This is a genomic window from Rhizobium sp. L43 (genome assembly GCF_002531725.1).
Classification (GTDB): Bacteria; Pseudomonadota; Alphaproteobacteria; order Rhizobiales; family Rhizobiaceae; genus Rhizobium.
Genome location: NZ_NWSQ01000022.1, coordinates 46,359 through 63,038 on the forward strand (window position 1 = coordinate 46,359; position 16,680 = coordinate 63,038).

Annotated in this window: 13 protein-coding genes and 1 pseudogene; 7 read left to right on the forward strand and 7 right to left on the reverse strand. The window is 58.7% G+C overall.

The genetic code is table 11. From position 1 onward, the window contains the following. Positions 1-3: 3 nt before the first annotated feature. Positions 4-1,323, reverse strand: coding sequence for an ABC transporter substrate-binding protein (locus CO667_RS25565; RefSeq protein ID WP_097621082.1), 1,320 nt, complete (start codon positions 1,321-1,323; stop codon positions 4-6). 62 nt (positions 1,324-1,385) lie between these two features. Further along, positions 1,386-2,849, reverse strand: coding sequence for an aldehyde dehydrogenase (locus tag CO667_RS25570; RefSeq protein WP_179874220.1), 1,464 nt, complete (start codon positions 2,847-2,849; stop codon positions 1,386-1,388). A gap of 238 nt (positions 2,850-3,087) precedes the next feature. Here CO667_RS25570 and CO667_RS25575 point away from each other — a divergent pair, with 238 nt between their 5' ends. Both CO667_RS25575 and CO667_RS25580 read left to right on the forward strand, forming a co-directional pair. Next, positions 3,088-3,987, forward strand: coding sequence for an AraC family transcriptional regulator (locus tag CO667_RS25575; RefSeq protein ID WP_097621083.1), 900 nt, complete (start codon positions 3,088-3,090; stop codon positions 3,985-3,987). A gap of 549 nt (positions 3,988-4,536) precedes the next feature. Continuing rightward, the gene (locus CO667_RS25580) at positions 4,537-5,721 is read left to right on the forward strand and encodes a restriction endonuclease (protein ID WP_097621084.1); all 1,185 of its coding nucleotides are present in this window, start codon (positions 4,537-4,539) and stop codon (positions 5,719-5,721) included. Between the two features lie 18 nt (positions 5,722-5,739). Here the strand turns inward: CO667_RS25580 and CO667_RS25585 are convergent, their stop codons facing one another. From CO667_RS25585 to CO667_RS25600, 4 genes are all read right to left on the reverse strand, one after another. Continuing rightward, complete coding sequence (locus tag CO667_RS25585; protein WP_097621085.1) at positions 5,740-6,276, reverse strand: restriction endonuclease; 537 nt, start codon at positions 6,274-6,276, stop codon at positions 5,740-5,742. Further along, positions 6,276-7,178 (reverse strand): TIR domain-containing protein, encoded by a 903-nt coding sequence (locus tag CO667_RS25590; RefSeq protein ID WP_097621086.1) that lies wholly within the window; start codon positions 7,176-7,178, stop codon positions 6,276-6,278. Before CO667_RS25590 ends, CO667_RS25585 begins: the two co-directional genes overlap by 1 nt. A gap of 250 nt (positions 7,179-7,428) precedes the next feature. Next, the gene (locus tag CO667_RS25595) at positions 7,429-8,340 is read right to left on the reverse strand and encodes a TOPRIM nucleotidyl transferase/hydrolase domain-containing protein (protein WP_097621087.1); all 912 of its coding nucleotides are present in this window, start codon (positions 8,338-8,340) and stop codon (positions 7,429-7,431) included. After that, entirely contained in the window at positions 8,337-9,275 is a 939-nt protein-coding gene (locus CO667_RS25600) for an ATP-binding protein (protein WP_097621088.1), read from the reverse strand. Before CO667_RS25600 ends, CO667_RS25595 begins: the two co-directional genes overlap by 4 nt. A gap of 500 nt (positions 9,276-9,775) precedes the next feature. Here CO667_RS25600 and CO667_RS25605 point away from each other — a divergent pair, with 500 nt between their 5' ends. Continuing rightward, positions 9,776-11,872 carry a carboxy terminal-processing peptidase gene (locus CO667_RS25605; protein ID WP_097621089.1) on the forward strand — a complete coding sequence of 699 codons (2,097 nt, stop codon included), beginning with the start codon at positions 9,776-9,778 and terminating at the stop codon, positions 11,870-11,872. 482 nt (positions 11,873-12,354) lie between these two features. Here the strand turns inward: CO667_RS25605 and CO667_RS25610 are convergent, their stop codons facing one another. Beyond that, the gene (locus CO667_RS25610) at positions 12,355-12,639 is read right to left on the reverse strand and encodes a GIY-YIG nuclease family protein (protein ID WP_097621090.1); all 285 of its coding nucleotides are present in this window, start codon (positions 12,637-12,639) and stop codon (positions 12,355-12,357) included. Between the two features lie 403 nt (positions 12,640-13,042). On the opposite strand from CO667_RS25610, the gene CO667_RS35980 reads away from it, so the two are divergent. The 4 genes and pseudogenes from CO667_RS35980 to CO667_RS25630 all read left to right on the forward strand — a co-directional run bounded on the left by CO667_RS35980 (position 13,043) and on the right by CO667_RS25630 (position 16,649). Beyond that, entirely contained in the window at positions 13,043-14,116 is a 1,074-nt protein-coding gene (locus CO667_RS35980; RefSeq protein WP_245433279.1) for a hypothetical protein, read from the forward strand. A gap of 14 nt (positions 14,117-14,130) precedes the next feature. Beyond that, a complete protein-coding gene (locus CO667_RS25620; RefSeq protein ID WP_097621091.1) occupies positions 14,131-14,541 on the forward strand; it encodes a hypothetical protein in 411 nt (136 codons plus the stop codon). Positions 14,542-15,030: 489 nt separating this feature from the next. Next, a pseudogene (locus CO667_RS25625) lies at positions 15,031-15,234 on the forward strand (hypothetical protein); the annotation flags it as partial. A gap of 131 nt (positions 15,235-15,365) precedes the next feature. Next, positions 15,366-16,649 carry a serine hydrolase gene (locus CO667_RS25630; RefSeq protein WP_097621092.1) on the forward strand — a complete coding sequence of 428 codons (1,284 nt, stop codon included), beginning with the start codon at positions 15,366-15,368 and terminating at the stop codon, positions 16,647-16,649. The last annotated feature ends 31 nt before the right edge of the window (positions 16,650-16,680 follow it).

Sequence of the window (16,680 nt, forward strand, 5' to 3'; positions counted from 1 at the left end):
TGGTTATCCGTTGTAAGCGGTGAGCTTGGCGCCGACCGGAACATTGGGATCGGTGGCGTTTTCGGTGACGACGTAGTCGAGCGCGAATTTCGAGCCCTCCGCCGCCTTCACCCATTGCGTGCCGATGATCGGCCCGGCCGAGACGTTGGCGACAGGGCCGCTGGTGAAGTCGACCTTGCCGGCGATCGTCGTGGTCTTCAGCGTTGATATCGCCTTGGCCACGGCCTCCTTGCTCTTGACGTCGGTGCTCGCCTTCAGCGCATCGAAGCCGGCGTCGAAAAGGGCCAGGCTGGCGCCGAGCTGCTGCGTCCACTGCTTGCCGCTTGCCGTTTCATAGCCGTCGGCGAGTTCGGTTCCGGAGACGCCGGTCAGCGTGGATTTATAAGGGAAGGCCTTGTGCCAGTAGGCGGCGCTGCCGATGTTCAGGCCGAGATCGCCGAGCGCCTCGATGTCGGATGGAAACAGGCCTGTTTTGGCGACCTGGCAGATCTTGATCTGCTGGGTGAGACCCTGCTGCGCCGCCTGACGCCAGAAGGCGGCAAAATCCGGCGGGATCGGGAACGAGTTGAAGATCTCGACACCCTCCTGCCGGAAGAGGGCGATCTGCGCGGTAAAGTCGGTGGTGCCGGTTTCATAGGCGCCGGGATCGACGATGGTAAAGCCCGACTTGGCAAGTGCCGGCGCCAGATGGGCGCGGATCGCATTGCCGTCGGCGTCGTTGGGGTACATGACGCCGACCTTCTTGTTGGTCTCGATCAGGCTCCACTGCGAAACATAGGCCTTGTGGAACTCTTCGACGCCGAAACCGAAATGATAGGTCCACTTGAACGGCGAGGGCGCGCCGGGCTTGGCGCCGCGGCCGAAATACCAGGCTTCCCAGGGCATGACCGTCGACAGGCAGGGAATGCCGGCTGCCTCGCAGGCATCGGCGACCGGATTGATGGTCTCGGGCGTCGAGACGGCGAGCATCAGGTCGATCGCCTGGTTGTTGATCAGCTCCTTTGCCAGCTGGCCGGCGCGCGAGGGGTCGGATTGGGTGTCCTGGTCGAGAATCTCCACCTTCCAAGTCTTGCCGCCCGTCTGCAGGCCGTTCGCCAGCGCCTTGCGCGCCAGGTCGAGCACATAACCGTCCGTCTCGCCGAAGCCGCCGAGAGGGCCGGTGCGCGGGCTGATGAAGCCGACCTTCAGCGTGTCGCCGCTTTGAGCAAAGGCCGTGCGGCCGGAAAGCGCCAGCGCCGCACTGCCTGCGGCAGCCGATGCGATGAAAGAGCGGCGGGTGAGAGACGCCGCGTTGAGTTTGCCGTTGCGAAAAATGCCGTTCATGAAATTGTTCCTCCTCTTGATGGGCCTCCCAGCCCGTTCCCTGTGTTCATCCAGATCTGAATTCAGATCGGGTAATGTCGTTTTCCCGATGCCATGGTGATCCATCTCAGCTCGGTGAATTCATCGATTGCGGCCTTGCCGCCGAAGCGGCCGTAGCCGCTTGATTTGACCCCGCCGAACGGCATTTGCGGCTCGTCGGAAACCGTGGCTTGGTTGATGTGGCAGATGCCGGATTCAAGCCGCATGGCGACCGCAAGCGCCGCATTGACGTCGGCGCCGAAAACCGCCGCCGAAAGTCCGTATTCATTGTCGTTGGCAACTGTCACCGCCTCGTCGACGCTGCCGACCCGGATGATCGCCGCAACCGGCCCAAAACTCTCCTCGCGGTAGATGCGCATGGCCGGCGTCACATGATCGATGACGGTCGCGTCCATCAGCGTGCCGTGGGCCTCGCCGCCGCAGACGAGCACCGCGCCCTTCTGCAGGGCATCGTCGATGAGCGACCGGACGCGCCGGATGGCTTCGGCATTGATCAGCGTGCCGAGCGGCGTATTGCCGTCACCGGGATGGCCGGCAACAAGGGTCGCGGCCTTCGTCCGGAACTTGCCGACGAAGCCGTCGGCGATCTCGTCCATCAGAATGATCCGCTCGGTCGACATGCAGATCTGGCCCTGGTTCATGAAGGCGCCGAAGGCGGCGGCAGCGACCGCCTCGTCGATATCGGCATCGGCCAGGACGATGAACGGCGCCTTGCCGCCGAGTTCGAGCAGGCAGCGCTTCAGATGCCTTGCCGCGGATTCGGCGATGATTCTGCCGACGCGGGTAGAGCCGGTGAAGTTGATGCGGCGCACGGCCGGATGGGCGATCAGGGCGTCGACGATGGCAGCGGCATCGTTCGGCGCATTGGAGACGACATTGACGACGCCGCGGGGGAAACCGGCATCCCGCAGCACGTCGCCGATCAGGCCATGGGTTTTCGGGCAGAGTTCCGAGGCTTTCAGGACGACGGTGTTGCCGCAGGCAAGCGGCATGGCGACGGCGCGGGTGCCGAGGATGATGGGCGCATTCCACGGGGCGATGCCGACACAGACGCCGGCCGGCTGGCGCACCGCCATGGCGAGGCTTCCGGGAATGCCTGACGGAATAAGTTCGCCTGATATTTGCGTGGTCATCGCCGCCGCCTCGCGCAGAATATCCGCGCCGAGCCCGCAATTGATCGTCGCCCATTGTCTGGTGGCGCCGGTTTCGCCGGTCATGGCGGCAACGAGCTCCGGCGTTCTGATATCGAGAAGATCGGCGGCGGCGTTGAGCAGTCTGCGTCGTTCGCCCGGACCGCTCTGCGACCAGGCGGGAAAGGCGGCCGCGGCCGCATTGGCGGCCCGCGTCATGTCGGCGACCGATCCAGCCGAAGCGATCGTTGCGACGTCGCCGGTCAGCGGATCGATGCGTTCGAAGGTGCTCCCCTCGGACGCATCCATCGCCTCGTTGTTGATCAAAAGCTTTGCCGAAAACACCGCTTCACCCAATTCGTCACGTGTCGGCGCCAAGTGCTGGCGCCTGCGTTATTGCCATGGGAGAAAATGAGCGGACGCGGCGCCACGAGGGTCGCTTGAGCGTTCCTGCATCTGTTGAAGAGCCTCCTCCCAAAGGCTGATGGAGACAAGGTTACGCCGATCGGCTAGGGATGGAATGCGATTTATTGGGTTAATATTGTAATTATCCGGTGATAGCAGCATTGTTTGACAGCGGAGCGGAGGAGAGGCGTTGGCAACGAACGGCGGCATTCATCACTATGCCAGGGGCGAGTGGCATGCGCCGTCGCTGTCGCACCGGCGCATCCGTTTTCAAAAAGGTCTCTATGCCGATTTCCACCATTTCCTGTTGCTCGGCGAGGGGGCGGCCGAGCTTCATTTCGACAGTGGCGAAGATCGGCCTTTGCACGGACCGCTGCTTGCCTTCCTGCCGCCGCAGGCGCGCTGCGACCTGTCGATATCAGCCGGAACCGCCGCCCATCTGGTCGGGGCCTCGCCGCAGATCATGGTCGATGCGATCGGCGACAAGGTGGAATCCTATTCGCTGCGCCTCTTCACCGAACAGCGCAAGCTGGTCGAGGCCCTGGATCCCGCAGCGGTGGCCGAAATCAGTCCGCTGATTTCAGGCTTCGTGCGGGAACTCGCCGATCCCTCCCGCTCCTCCTGGATGGTCGCATCCGCCTATATCAGGCTGATCCTGATGGCGCTGTGGCGCGGTTCCGACGGCGAGAGAAGCGAACAGCGCGGGCACGGCGAAACCGGATCGATCCTGCAGCGATACCGGCAACTGGTCGAGGCCGGTTTCCGCCGGCACCGGCCGATCAGCGACTATGCCGCGGAGCTGGGCGTCACCGCCGACCGGCTGCATTCGATCTGCCAAAGGGCGCTCGGCCGCTCGCCGATCCAGCTCCTGCATGAGCGCGTCGTGCAGGAGGCAAAGCTGAGATTGGAACGCTCGGCCCGCAATATCCAGGAAATCTCCGACAGCCTCGGCTTTCGCGACCCGACCTATTTCAGCCATTTTTTCAAACGCAAGACCGGCCTTTCCCCCGCCGGCTACCGCGACATCGCCCGCGCCTCAGCCGGCTCGGAAAACAGCATGCTGTCCTCAGGTTATGCGGATTGGCCTTAGGCTCGGGGCTTATTGGTCAGAGCTGGAATTTGCCGGTCTGGGATGCAGATCATACTGACACGGAATTCTAAGTCGGCGTAGGACTGCATGCGGCAGGAGCAGTCGTTGGCCCGGCATAAAGGAATGTCCGATTTAGGGCCGATAACAGACTGGCAGCTTCGGTCTTGGTGATGGAAAAACCAGTCACGACTTTGCTGGCACGGCCTTGTGGGCGCCTGCTACGGTTTAGAATGGCAGCGCGAGTGGCGGATCGCAGGCCTGCGCAGCTGAGCCCCGCTGATCGTGAACGTTTCTTGCGGCAGGCGCTTTTGTCGCTTAGCGTGCAGAGACAGCTAACCTTCGACCTGATCGGCGTTGGGGCGCGTGGCAAGAGCCGCTTGCCATCATCGCCCCACTGGTCGGGATCGGCTTCGAATTCGCGATAAAAGATGAGGTTGGCGCATGTCTCGACGCGGCGCGCTGGTGTTGTAGAAATGGTCTCTGAATACTGCAGGCAAATGCCAAGGATTTTGTATTGCCAAGAATTTGCGATGTTTGCCACAATGAGCCATGCACGATAATAACAACTATAGCGACGAAAAGCTTTTAAGCGAACTACGTGCCTTTCAACATGCCGTTGAGCAGTGGGCTACAAAGCGCGACATATGGTATGACTGCGGTTTCAAGTCGTACCTCGATCACGTTGACGGTGAGCCATCGGAGACGCAGCCGGTGGTTTGCGTGCAGTATTACAGTTCCGATTTTGAATTAGCTGTTTACGGCAATCTCGAGGGCGAGTTCTCAGAACTGGTTCGTAGTCATGGGTTTCATTACGAACCGGGAATGTTTGCCAACATTCATTACTATCCTGAGGAAGGACCTCGTGCTCTAGCCTACGGTCGGTATTTCCGGTGGCTGTGGATATGTAGCCTAGTGCGGGAAGATTTTGCGGATGTGTATGAGGAGCTCTATGGCCACTTCGCTTCGCGTCCAGACGATCTTTATCGGTTGGGGTGGCGCGACTACGAAATCCTTCTGGCCCGAATATTTCAAACGCAAGGTTTCGACGTCGAGCTTGGGCCTGGGCAAGGCGACGGGGGCGTGGATATCCGACTCCTTCAGCGTGACCCTATCGGGGACATTCTGACCCTCGTCCAAGCCAAGAAATACGCACCGCGAAACAAAGTCGGACTGGAAGCTGTCCAGGCCATAACCGGCGCCGCTTTTGTTGAAGGCGCCCAGGGCATGGTCGTCACGACATCCTCCTACCTGCCCGGAGCAAGAGAGTTCGCCGCGCGCACGTCTGGCCGCATCGACCTCAAGTCCTCCGATAATGTCGCGAGTTGGTGCCGAGAGGCTGAGAACGGGATCGTTCGCAATAAATCCTCGTTGGTTTCGGCCCATGCCGTTGAGCGGCTTCTTCTCGATGTACGGCAGAAGAACGATGGGCGAATTCTCCACGCCTCCTATGGCTATAATTCGACTCACAATAGTTTTGCAGTGGTACTCAAGGAGACGAAGCATGCAGCTTTGCTAATGAGTCTTCCGTTGCAGAAATTGACAGATGACGGCTACGGCCAGCGTGGTACCGAGGCTCCGCTGATCGACCAGCGTGCGATCGGATTTCACCATCAGGATACGGTTTGGAGGGCAAAGCGACGCGTTTGGGGCGATGGGAGGGTGTCGTTTTGGGATGGCGACCACCTCTATCACGTGTGGGATGGTCAACCGACCAATTTTGATTATTACGACTGAAGCGAAGCTACCGTTCGGTTAGGCGATTGATCCCTTTATCGCAAGCTCACAGAGCTTGCGTTTCACTAAGGTGCTCAACTGGTCGGTGTCTACTAGTGCCGCGATTTCGGCAGTAGTCAGAACGATAAGCTTTCGACGCTCCAGTAGGGCGGCGGCAACGAGGTTGTGGGAATTGGTCAAATCGGCGGCGTTACCGGTGATGCCATTCGTGGCAACGAGAACGCCGAAATCTAACCCTCGGCTGCGCAGCTTGTTGATAAACCACGACACCTCAATGCTGGACACGGCACTGGACCAATTCTTACATTCAATGAGGATGACGCTCGGCAGGTAATGGAAGCCGTCAGAGGCACCGTCATTGAATATCGCCACGTCAATTTCTTCGGTATCGAAAACGTTCATCTCGTTGCGGTGAGTGACTGCGATCCCCGGCACCTGGCTAAACACATAAGCAACTAGGTCCTCCAGAGCCTTCCCCCGTTGCGACGTGGTAGCGTTTTGGTCGAGGGCGATTGCGAGGTGTCCTTGCATGGTTGGAGCGTCGAGTAGGGGCATCAGGGGTAGTTCCCGTGCACCTTTTGATTCCGCAGGTCTTTGACGACTTCCTCGAAAGCCTGGCGCGTCATTCTGTCGAAAAGAGTCACTAGATCAATTGCGAGGATATTCGGCGGTAAGCTGCTGCTGATTTTGACGGAGGGCTCAAGACCTTCGCCGTAAAGGAGCAGTCCCCATGGGGTGCCTGACGCTGACAGATGCTTGGACAAGGTTGTCGCTGCGGTGCGGGCTTCGGATCGTGACGAGAGGCGCGTCTTGATCTCGATCAGCAACGGATTGCCAGTAACCGGTTCGAGAACGTCCGACCAAATCGCCATGTCTGCTCCATGGTCGGGACCTGGGGGTTCGACAATCACCTGCACGCCGGACTTCTGAAGGGCTTCCGCGACGAGCTTTTCCAAGGCAAACCCGTTCCGGGTTTGAACAGCGTCTCGCACTTGCTGTGCTACCACGGAAGCATCGGGTACTGGACCAGTCGGCAATGGGCGCTTGGTCGATGGCTCCCGCATGTCGCTCGCTGGGGCTGCCAGTAACTGATCCAATGCGAATCCAATAGCTTCAGCATTGTTGACCTTGGATCGGATGACCAGGAGACGTTGTAGGTTCGAAGGGATAAAGTCGCTCTTTGACGAGGATGCAATAAGCATGATCCGGCGCTTGTTGGCCCAAGCCAAACCGAGCTCAAACAAGACCCATGCTGAACGGCGCTCGGTCGTCAGGACGCCAATGACGAGATCGGCTCGCGCCACAAGTGAGTTGGTTTCGGCTGAAATGTCGGCGCCCTCGCTGAGCCCGTCGGGAACCAATACCTCGATCCCCCGAGATGCCAACGCGTGGCGAAGAACGTCAAGTTTCACGCCGGATGGCGCCGAGATGAAGCAAGTGCGTATGACGCTGTTCATTGCAAGCTCCTGGCCAAAACGGGCAGTCGAAGAGAGTTTGCCGCACGCTCATGGGGAAACTCTTGCGGACAATCGCGCCACTTGTCCAGCACGGGGGGCGCCGCCGTGCTATTGCCGCATATTTTTTGTGCTGAACTCTGCTTTCAGTCAGCGTCACGATGGGGCCGTAAGTTCACCTTTCGGGCTCGGTAGCGGGCGAAGCTGACGTCGCCCCTTACTTCTGGTATCGCCTCGGCGTTATTCCAGAACATTATTCAGCGATGGCATCGATGATCGACCGTATTTCGCGGCTCTTGCTAGAATTATCGTCTGCCAGAAATAACTGAAGACCATTTTGGCAGAATTCGATCACATGACTAAGATCCTTCCTAATATCAAGGTACGTTTCGAGGTCGCCTTCGCGAAGGACGAACATGCCGTCTGCTGCCGAGGCGTCTATATGACCTTCCCAATCTAGGTGTGACTGTTTGAATGCGGCGATTTGTTCAGCCGTTCGGAGGAGAACACCATTGTCGGCGGGATAACGCAAATTCACGATGTAATCGAAGTCTGAGATTGCGTAAACGCGGAGGCCGAAGCTTGAAAACAGACTGTGCCACTTCGGCAGTTCTCTCTTTCCGCCGACATGGAGAACCGCAATTTCTTGTTCGAGCAGACGGTGCCGCTCCTGGAGCAGCGCCCTGAAGAAATAGCGGTCGGTGTCGCCCTCCACCAGAACCACTTTTTTCGAGAAAAAGGCATAAGTGGACCGGGAGTTGTCGAGAATGCGTATGAGGCTTTTTTCATCTGCGGAAAGTGTTGGCGAGAAGATTGACGTGTGACCGTTCGCGTCAAGCGCAAACCGGCGTACAGAACTTATGGTGCTCGAATTGATGAGCGATTCCGAGTGGGTAACGAGAATATATTGGCAGTTCTGCGTCCGGTTCAGCTCTCGAAGTACCTGCAGATACTCGTGCTGAAATTGATAATGCAAATGGATTTCAGGTTCATCAATGATGACGACGCCACCCTTCAGCTCACCCCTCCCATACGCCTCGAGCACCAGGTGGATAATCGCTTTTTGACCCGCGCTCAGGCTGTTAATGTCGCCGATTGGCTTGTTGCGACGGGTGTCGTAGAATTCAAAGCTGTACCGCCATGTCCGCTGGTCCAGAAGCTTTATTTGAGCAGATTTACCACGCGCAGTCGCTCATTGACCGACCTCACAAAGGGAAGATCGTTCGCTTCTTGCTCACACTGCGCGAGATCTTTTGCTTCTGAAATGAGGTTGAAATGGCGCTCAGCAACCTGAAGCCGTACGAGCGCGAACACAGGCGGTTCGTTGCTATCGGTGGCATTGAGGCTACGATTGAAATCTTGATTCCGTATGTCCTGAATTTGCTGCGACGCCGACGCGCTGCTGAGGGAAATTGAGGGCTGAAACGCGTGATAGTTGCGATAGCTACCGATAAGCGTGAAGCTCTCATAGAGCGGTGGGATCGGCTCGCCGCGCGTAAGGGCATTGTGAAGTGAAATGGCTTCTCTGAAAAGATGATAGTCGGTTAGATATGTGAAGCCAAAGTCATGTTCTCCACCCGGTAGCTGAATCGAGAAGTTATTCGCGGCACGGTTCAATATCACGTCAATAACGTACGTGTCGCGCTCTTCGCCATTGGCGTTAACACTATAATTGGAGTATGATCCTAGCGTTTTGGTAAGCTCAACAAAGTAAGACCTGATATTAGCAATGTTTTGCCGGTCGATGTCGTCGAGTCGCACTGCTATACGAATGCGCTGCTCTTGATCTTCGCTATCCCAATTTGCGTCCAGCCGAAAACCATTGATGTTGGTGTGATTGGCCGGCTGCAGAACCTGCCGCCTATCATCTATTGCAAGAGTTGAGCGGCGTCCGAACAGCTCACGATTGAAGCTGAACTGACGATATATGACCCTTCGGAAGAGGAAGTTGACAACCTCGAGAGCTGTCGATTTCCCGGAGCCATTCTCGCCGATAATAATATTTAGACCATCGTGAAATTCTATTTTATCGGCTTGGCGCACATCGGCACGATAGGGAAAGCTGAGGACATTTGATATTTGAAGGTATTCAATTCGCATGCCTTAACCCTACACCCTTTACCGGAGTAGCATAACGAGGGCCGATCTTTTGCTCAAGCTGCGGTTGAGGTGGGTTTGTTACGTATGCCGCTTACCACCCCGCAGCGTGATCTTGGTTCGGCTGTAGAACCTCACCCGTATGGCGGCTTTCGGTACCGGCATTAGCACCGGCGAACGACGACTATATGGGCGTAAAGGTACCGAACATCAGTAGCCCAATGTGAGTCCGCTTCCGGTCCGCCGCGAAATCTATGCTCAAGTTGGCTTGACGCAGAAGAGCAGCCCAGCTCACGACAAGACGAAAATTCTGATCTCTCCCGATGCCTGAAGTTCCGCCACGCGGGAGGCCGATGTCGAGTGAGACGATCCCGCGCAGAACCCTGGATGCATTTTCCTGCCGTTGCCAACCATGTCATTTGCCACCTGCTTGCCAAAAGACCATAATTGTCTCACCTAGATCACCCATCGACATCAGGCAGTCTGAATTGGATCAACGCTGAATGCGCATACCCTACGTTTTTCTTGCAGCATTTCTTGCACTCGCATCGTCCGCATATGCTGAAGTTGCCTCACCGCCGGCTTTGGCGCCGCTGAAGCGGCAGGCGCAGGCCGCTCAGTTGAGCGCGCAATTTCTTTCGCGATACAGCTACAAACCCGTTGCGCTCGACGACGCCTTGTCGGCCAAGGTCATGGATCGCTTCATCAAGTCGCTTGATCCGGACCGCATGCTCTTCCTGCAGACCGATGTCGACAGGTTCATGGCTGACCGCAGCGAGATCGACGATGCGATAGAAAAGCAGGACTTGAAGATCCCGTTTGCGATTTTCAACGCCTATGAACGGCGTGTTGTCGACCGGATGACCTACGCGCGCAGCCTGCTGAAACAGGGCTTCGATTTCAGCGTGAAGGAAGATTTTTCGGTGCTGCGCGATAAGGAGCCGTGGCCGCAGTCGGAAGCCGCGAGCAACGAGCTTTGGCGCAAGCGCGTCAAGAGCGACTGGTTGCGGCTGAAGCTGGGCGGCAAAACCGACGCAGCTATTCGCGAAACCCTCGACAAACGCTACGAAAACTCACTCGAGCGGGCTTACCAGTTTAAAAGCGACGACGTTTTCCAGTCGTTCATGGACTCCTTTGCAACCTCTGTCGATCCGCACACCGACTATTTCGGCGCGGCCGCTTCAGCCGATTTCAATGTCTCGATGAAGCTTTCGTTGTTCGGTATCGGCGCCGTGCTGCAGGAACGCGACGATTACACGACAATCCGTGAGCTGGTGCCTGGCGGGCCGGCGCAGCTGTCCGGCAAGCTCGCGGTCGGAGACCGCATTACCGGTGTCGGCCAGGGCAAGGATGGGCCGATCAAGGAAGTGGTGGGCACGCGCCTGGATGAAGTCGTGCAGATGATCCGCGGGAAGAAAGGCTCCGTCGTGCGCCTGGATATCCTGCCGGCCGATGCCGGCGCCGATGCCGCCCATCGCGTCGTCAGCCTGGTGCGCGATAAGATCAGTCTCGACAAGCAGGCTGCCAGGAAAACCGTGCTGTCGGTGAAGGCGGGCGACGCCACGCGTAAAATCGGCATCATCACGCTGCCGGTCTTCTATGAAGATTTTGAAGCCAAGAGCAAAGGCGACAAGGACTACAAGAGTGCAAGCCGCGATGTCGCCAAGCTTCTCGGCGAACTGAACGAGGAAAAGGTCGACAGCGTTCTCATCGACCTGCGCAACAATGGCGGCGGTTCGTTGGATGAGGCGATCGATCTCACCGGTCTCTTCATCGGCAACGGCCCGGTCGTTCAGCAGCGCGGCAGCGACGGCAAGGTTGCGGTCAGAAGCGCTGATTTTGCTGCACCCGTCTGGACAGGCCCGATGGGTGTCCTGATCAATCGCGGCTCGGCCTCGGCCTCGGAAATCTTTGCCGCGGCAATCCAGGATTACGGTCGGGGCGTGATCATCGGCGAACCCAGTTTCGGCAAGGGCACCGTTCAGACCGTCGTCGATCTTGACCAGGTGGTTCACAACAGCAAACCCGAATTCGGCGAGCTGAAAGTGACGATTTCCCAGTTTTTCCGGGTCAACGGCGGCACGACGCAGCTGCGCGGCGTGACGCCCGATCTGAGCCTGCCGGGACTGTCCGATCCGACTGCTTTCGGCGAGACCAGCTATGACAATGCCCTGCCATGGGCTGAGATCAAGCCGGCGCGCTATACCCCAGACGAGACGATCCAGACGCTGCTGCCGTCATTGCAAAGCCGCCATGATGCCCGCGTCAAGAGCGATCCGGACTTCCAGCGCCTGATCAAAGACATTGCCGACCTGAAGGCGCAGCGCGAAAAGGGCGTTGTGTCCCTCAATGAAGCCGAACGCCGCAAGGAAGCGGCGGCGCGGGAAAGCCGGTTCAAGTCTCGCGCGCAGGCCGGTGATGGCGAAGACCTCGGTGGCGATGATGGCCTGCAGGCGGACGAGCGCAGCCTGAGCGCCGATATTGCCATGGAAAATGCCCGCAAGAATGCAAAAGACGCCTTGCTGGATGAAGCCGCCGCCATTCTTGCCGACGAGGCGGATTTGCAGAAAGGCCCATCACAGGCAGTCACAAAACAATAGAGCAAGCGGCGCCTCGCAGGCTGCACCGGTGCGTTTGGCGAGAACGCCAAACGCACCGGCCCCACTTTTGCCGTCGCTCCATCGCCGCTGCGGAGCCGCAGCTTCATCGCGCCGGCGAGGCTTATGTGTCCAGCCACCACCTCTTCTCCGCCGCCCTTGCCGCCCCACACTCCGTCATCCCAGGGCTTGACCCTGGGATCCATGCGGCTGGCACCGCGTGGATAGAGATTGCGTCCCACTGCAGGCAAGTTATTGAAGCCGTGCGCTTGGTTGTGGATCCCAGGGTCAAGCCCTGGGATGACCGAGAGTGGGGTTGGCGTTCTCGCCAAGCGGAACGGCGTTGCAGTGTGTGAGGCGTCACTTTTGCCGTAGCTACATCGCGCCAGCGAGGCTTGTGTGTCCCGCGGCACTACCTCTCCTCCGTCATCCCAGGGCTTGACCCTGGGATCCACGCGGCTGGCACTGCGTGAGCAGCGATGGCATCACCACAGCGTCAGATAGAGATCGTTCCACCCGGGATTCATGGCTTCGATCAGGTCGATCTTCCATTGCCGGTACCATCGCTTCAATGACTTCTCGCGCTGGATCGCGCTGCCGATATCCCAATGCTCCTCGTACCAGACGAGGCGGGTGCAGCCATATTTCCAGGCAAAGCCCGGCGTCAGCCCTTCACGATGTTCGTAGATGCGACGCTCCAGATCGGATGTCACGCCGATATAGAGCGTGCCGTGTTTCTGGTTGGTGACGATGTAGACATATCCTGCCATTCCGGCAGAGTGCTTGGCTGTGGATCCCAGGGTCAAGCCCTGGGATGACGGAGTATGTGGTTGACGTTCTCGCCAAACGCACCGGCCGCACGGCCTGAGCGGCTCCGCTGCGGCTCCATGGCCGCTGCGGAGCCGCAACTTCATGGCGCCCACGAGGCTTGGGCATCTCGGCACCACCTCTCCTCCGTCAGTGCGAAGCAGACACCAACCGGATTGCACGGAAACGAAGCCCCCTTTCTTTTTCGCATGACAACCATATTTAGGCTGTGAGAAAACGCACGCATAGGGGGAAACTTTTGAGCATCATCGCGGTGACATCAGGCATCGTCCGTCGAGACAGGGCTGCCCTCCCAAACCATCCCTGTTCCCTAAGTCTTCCCCCGACCCAATGAGGATGAACGCCATGTCCCGTTTGCCGTTTGCCGGTGTGGCAGCGTTGTCGCTGATGATGTCTGTTTCGGCGCCCTCTTTGGGATGGACGCAATCCCCATCCGTCCCGGCGGCTATCGAAAACCCGTCTCCGGCGTCACCGCCGAAGATCGCTGCCGGCCGCGCCGGTTTTGACGTGAAGCTGCTCGAGCCGGTCAACGGCATCGACTACCGGACCTATGGCCACATCACCTACGCGATGTTTCTCGATCCGGACGGCGATCATCAGGCGATCTTCAAGACATTCGGAACGGATAAGGCCGCTTACGAGGCCGCCGGCGCCATCTTCGTCGAGCGCATGAAACAGGATCAGACCTTTGCGATGGTCGAGATGTTCGGCGCATATTTTGCCGAGAACGCGCAAGGCACCTACGCGGCGCTCGGCCGCGATGTCGCCCAGTCGGTGCTCAACCAGGCGCCGCTTCGGGAAGCCGAGCCGATGCCTGAGGAAAAATTCCGGGAGATACAGGTCTATTACAGCCGCAAGTCTTCGGTCGCCGGCACTGCCCTGGCGCAGCAGGATGAGGTTCTCAAGCCCTATCACATCACCTTCAACGACTTTAACATCATCGGAGCCTGGTTCTCGCGCCGGCTGGCGCTGCAGACCACCGATCTCCAGATGCCGCAGGGCCGGACGCAGGCGAGCGCCGAAGACATGCCGACGGAGCGGCCGGAATGGGGCGGTCTTTGGCGCTTCACCTGGAACACCCTTCAACGCAGCGATACGGAAATGAAGGTTGTCGAAGCCACGCGCGACATCTGCGTCAAGAGCGACATGACCGCAGACACGCTGCCGCTGATGCCGAAACCCGCCGGCGTCAAATGCGTGCTGGTCGACAAGATCCATTTTTACGACAGCGGTATTCAGATGAACGCCCAATGCGATCACGGCGGCATCGGAACCTCATGGGGGCTTTTTCTCCAACCGGAAAATGACGGCGAAAGCTTCAGCGGCCAGATCTCCTATAACGAGGTCTATGAGGGGGATTCCGATATGCCGCAGCCCACAACCGATGTTCGGGTCAAGCGGATTGGCGAGTGCAAATGAGGAGAGCAAAAACCATGCTGCGATCCGTTCTTGCCGCTGCATTCGCCCTGATTGCCGCCCCCTCCTTCTCTGAGGAGAGCGGCCTTCCCACCGGACTTTGGCAGGTGAGGATCTTCACGCCGGTCCCCACGCCGGAGTTGAAGAACGATGAGCAGGTGTTTCGGATCTGCTACGACCAGGCGGCGGTGAAGAGCCACATGAACCCGGTTCTGCCGAAGGCAGAGGCCGCCAAGTGCAGACTGGATTTCACCGATATGGGTGACGTGGCCTATGACGCGACGTGCAGGGACGGCGATCACCGTCTGCGCATATCCGAAGCTGCGGACGGCTTGTGGCGCGGGACCTACCGTTTCGTCGGAAACAAGGGCGGCGCCATTCTGGAGCCTGCAGTCGAACTGAAGAGGATCGCTGAAACCTGCGATTAGAGCAGGTCGCATCGTGATGCATTGTCCCAGCCGACATCGAGTTTGGCAGAAACAGGTCCCCACTCTCCGTCATCCCAGGGCTTGATGCCCTGGATAACGGAGGAGAGATGGTGCCGAGATGCCTAAGTCCCGCCGGCGCGATGAAGCTGCGGCAAGCGGCGTCTCGCAGGCTGCACCGCCGGTGCGTTTGGCGAGAACGCCAACTCCACACTCCGTCATCCCAGGGCTTGACCCTGGGATCCACAACCAGGCGCACGGCTTCAATAACTTCCCTGCAGTTGGACGCCATCTCTGTTCGCGCAGCGCCAGCCGCATGGATCCCAGGGGCAAGCCCTGGGATGACGGAGTGTGGGGCGGCTTCCGGAGCAAGGACAGCGACGAATATGATTGCGATTGACGTCGGCCTCGCTGGCGCTTTCATCTGGCTTAGAGCAATGCCAGGCAAAGCGCGAAGCGCTTTTGCCGCAGCCTAAAAACAAAAAGTTAGAGCTGATCGCCATCTTTATCCCGCTTGGATTGCCGGTTCTCGTCATGACCCTTGGCGAGCTCCTCAACCGCCGCGGCCACGGCAAAGGTGAGGGACCTCTGATCTCCATCGTCTGGCTCGCCATCTGGAGCTTCTTCGTTCCGCCGATCGCCATCGCATTGATCCAGAACGCGGCGAACAAGAGTTACGACGTGGCCTCGGCTTGAGAGGCGACAAGGCAATCTCAGAGCAGACAGCGATAAGCCTAGTCTTGACATCGGCATGACGGGCTCGCAGCATTGGTTGTTCACTCGAAAGCGCTGGGCCGTAGCTGCAGCGAAGCGAAGAATGAGAGCCCATGCTGGCGCACTCTACAGCACGACGGCGCGCTGCTCATAAGTCGACAGCGATTGCCATCGCGATTTTGTCTGTCGTCGGATCAGAGAAGATTGCATCCGCGCGGGATGCCAGTCCGGTGTTTTCTCCAACCGGCCCAAACGCGTCCGCATATGGAGAAACCCTCGGCTATCCGATTGGACCGCCGCTCAAATTGCAATCGAATATGGTGGGCAATTACAGCCATGCCGACAAGCTCGATCCGACGCACCGCGTGGCCGCCAGTAAGCCTTCGCTGCTGGCCCGTGCGCCGCAGGAGCTGGAGCTAAGCTATACGTTCCGAGGGCAGCCACACACCCTGCAAGATTATCTCGACCGTAATCCCACGACCAGCTTGCTCATCGCTCGGGACGACACCATTCTGTTCGAGCATTACCAATATGGCCGCACAGACCGCGACCGCTTTTATTCGCAGTCCATGGCGAAGACGATTACGGGCATGTTGATCGGCATCGCGATCAACGAAGGTGCCATCCATTCGATAGACGACCTCGCGCAAACCTATGTGCCGGCGCTGACCGGCAAGGTCCTGGGACAGACAACCATCCGGGCGTTGTTGCAGATGAGCTCCGGCATCCAGTTCGGCCAGGACTACGGCGGTTCCGATGACGATGCGAAGCTTAGCCGGCTGCTCTTCAGTCGATCCGATCTTTCGACAAGCCAGGCAGTATCGGAGTTCAACGTCCGAGCCGCTCCGCCTGGAACGCAGTGGCACTACGCCAACATCGATCCCGAAGTGTTGGGCCTCGTCCTGACACAGGCCACGCACATGACGGTGGCTGAGTACCTTCAGAGCCGCATCTGGCAACCGATGGGGGCGGAGGATGACGCAGACTGGGTTGTTGATCGGAGCGGTCAGGAGATCGCTTATTGCTGCTTCAGCGCAACCGCCAGGGACTATGCACGCTTCGCCCTGATGCTCGCACATAATGGCGCTTGGAATGGCAAGCAGATCGTCCCCAAGCAATGGATTCTGGACGCCACGCAGCCGGTGACGGCTGGCTCTCCCCTCGCCATCGACCAAGGGACGCACCCTTGGGGCTATGGTTACCTGGTCTGGCTGATGCCCGCACCGCGCCGGACGTTCGTTATGGAGGGTGTCGAAGGGCAGCGCATTTTTATTGATGCAGCGACCCATCTGGTTCTGGTGCATACGGCCGTTCGGCTGAAGCCGACGCACGATGTCGGAGACTCGGAATTGGTTGCGCTCTGGCGTGCTCTTCTCCAGCAAATGGATGCCAAATAAGCGCTGATGGCGGTGAGCGTGGCTGTCAGCG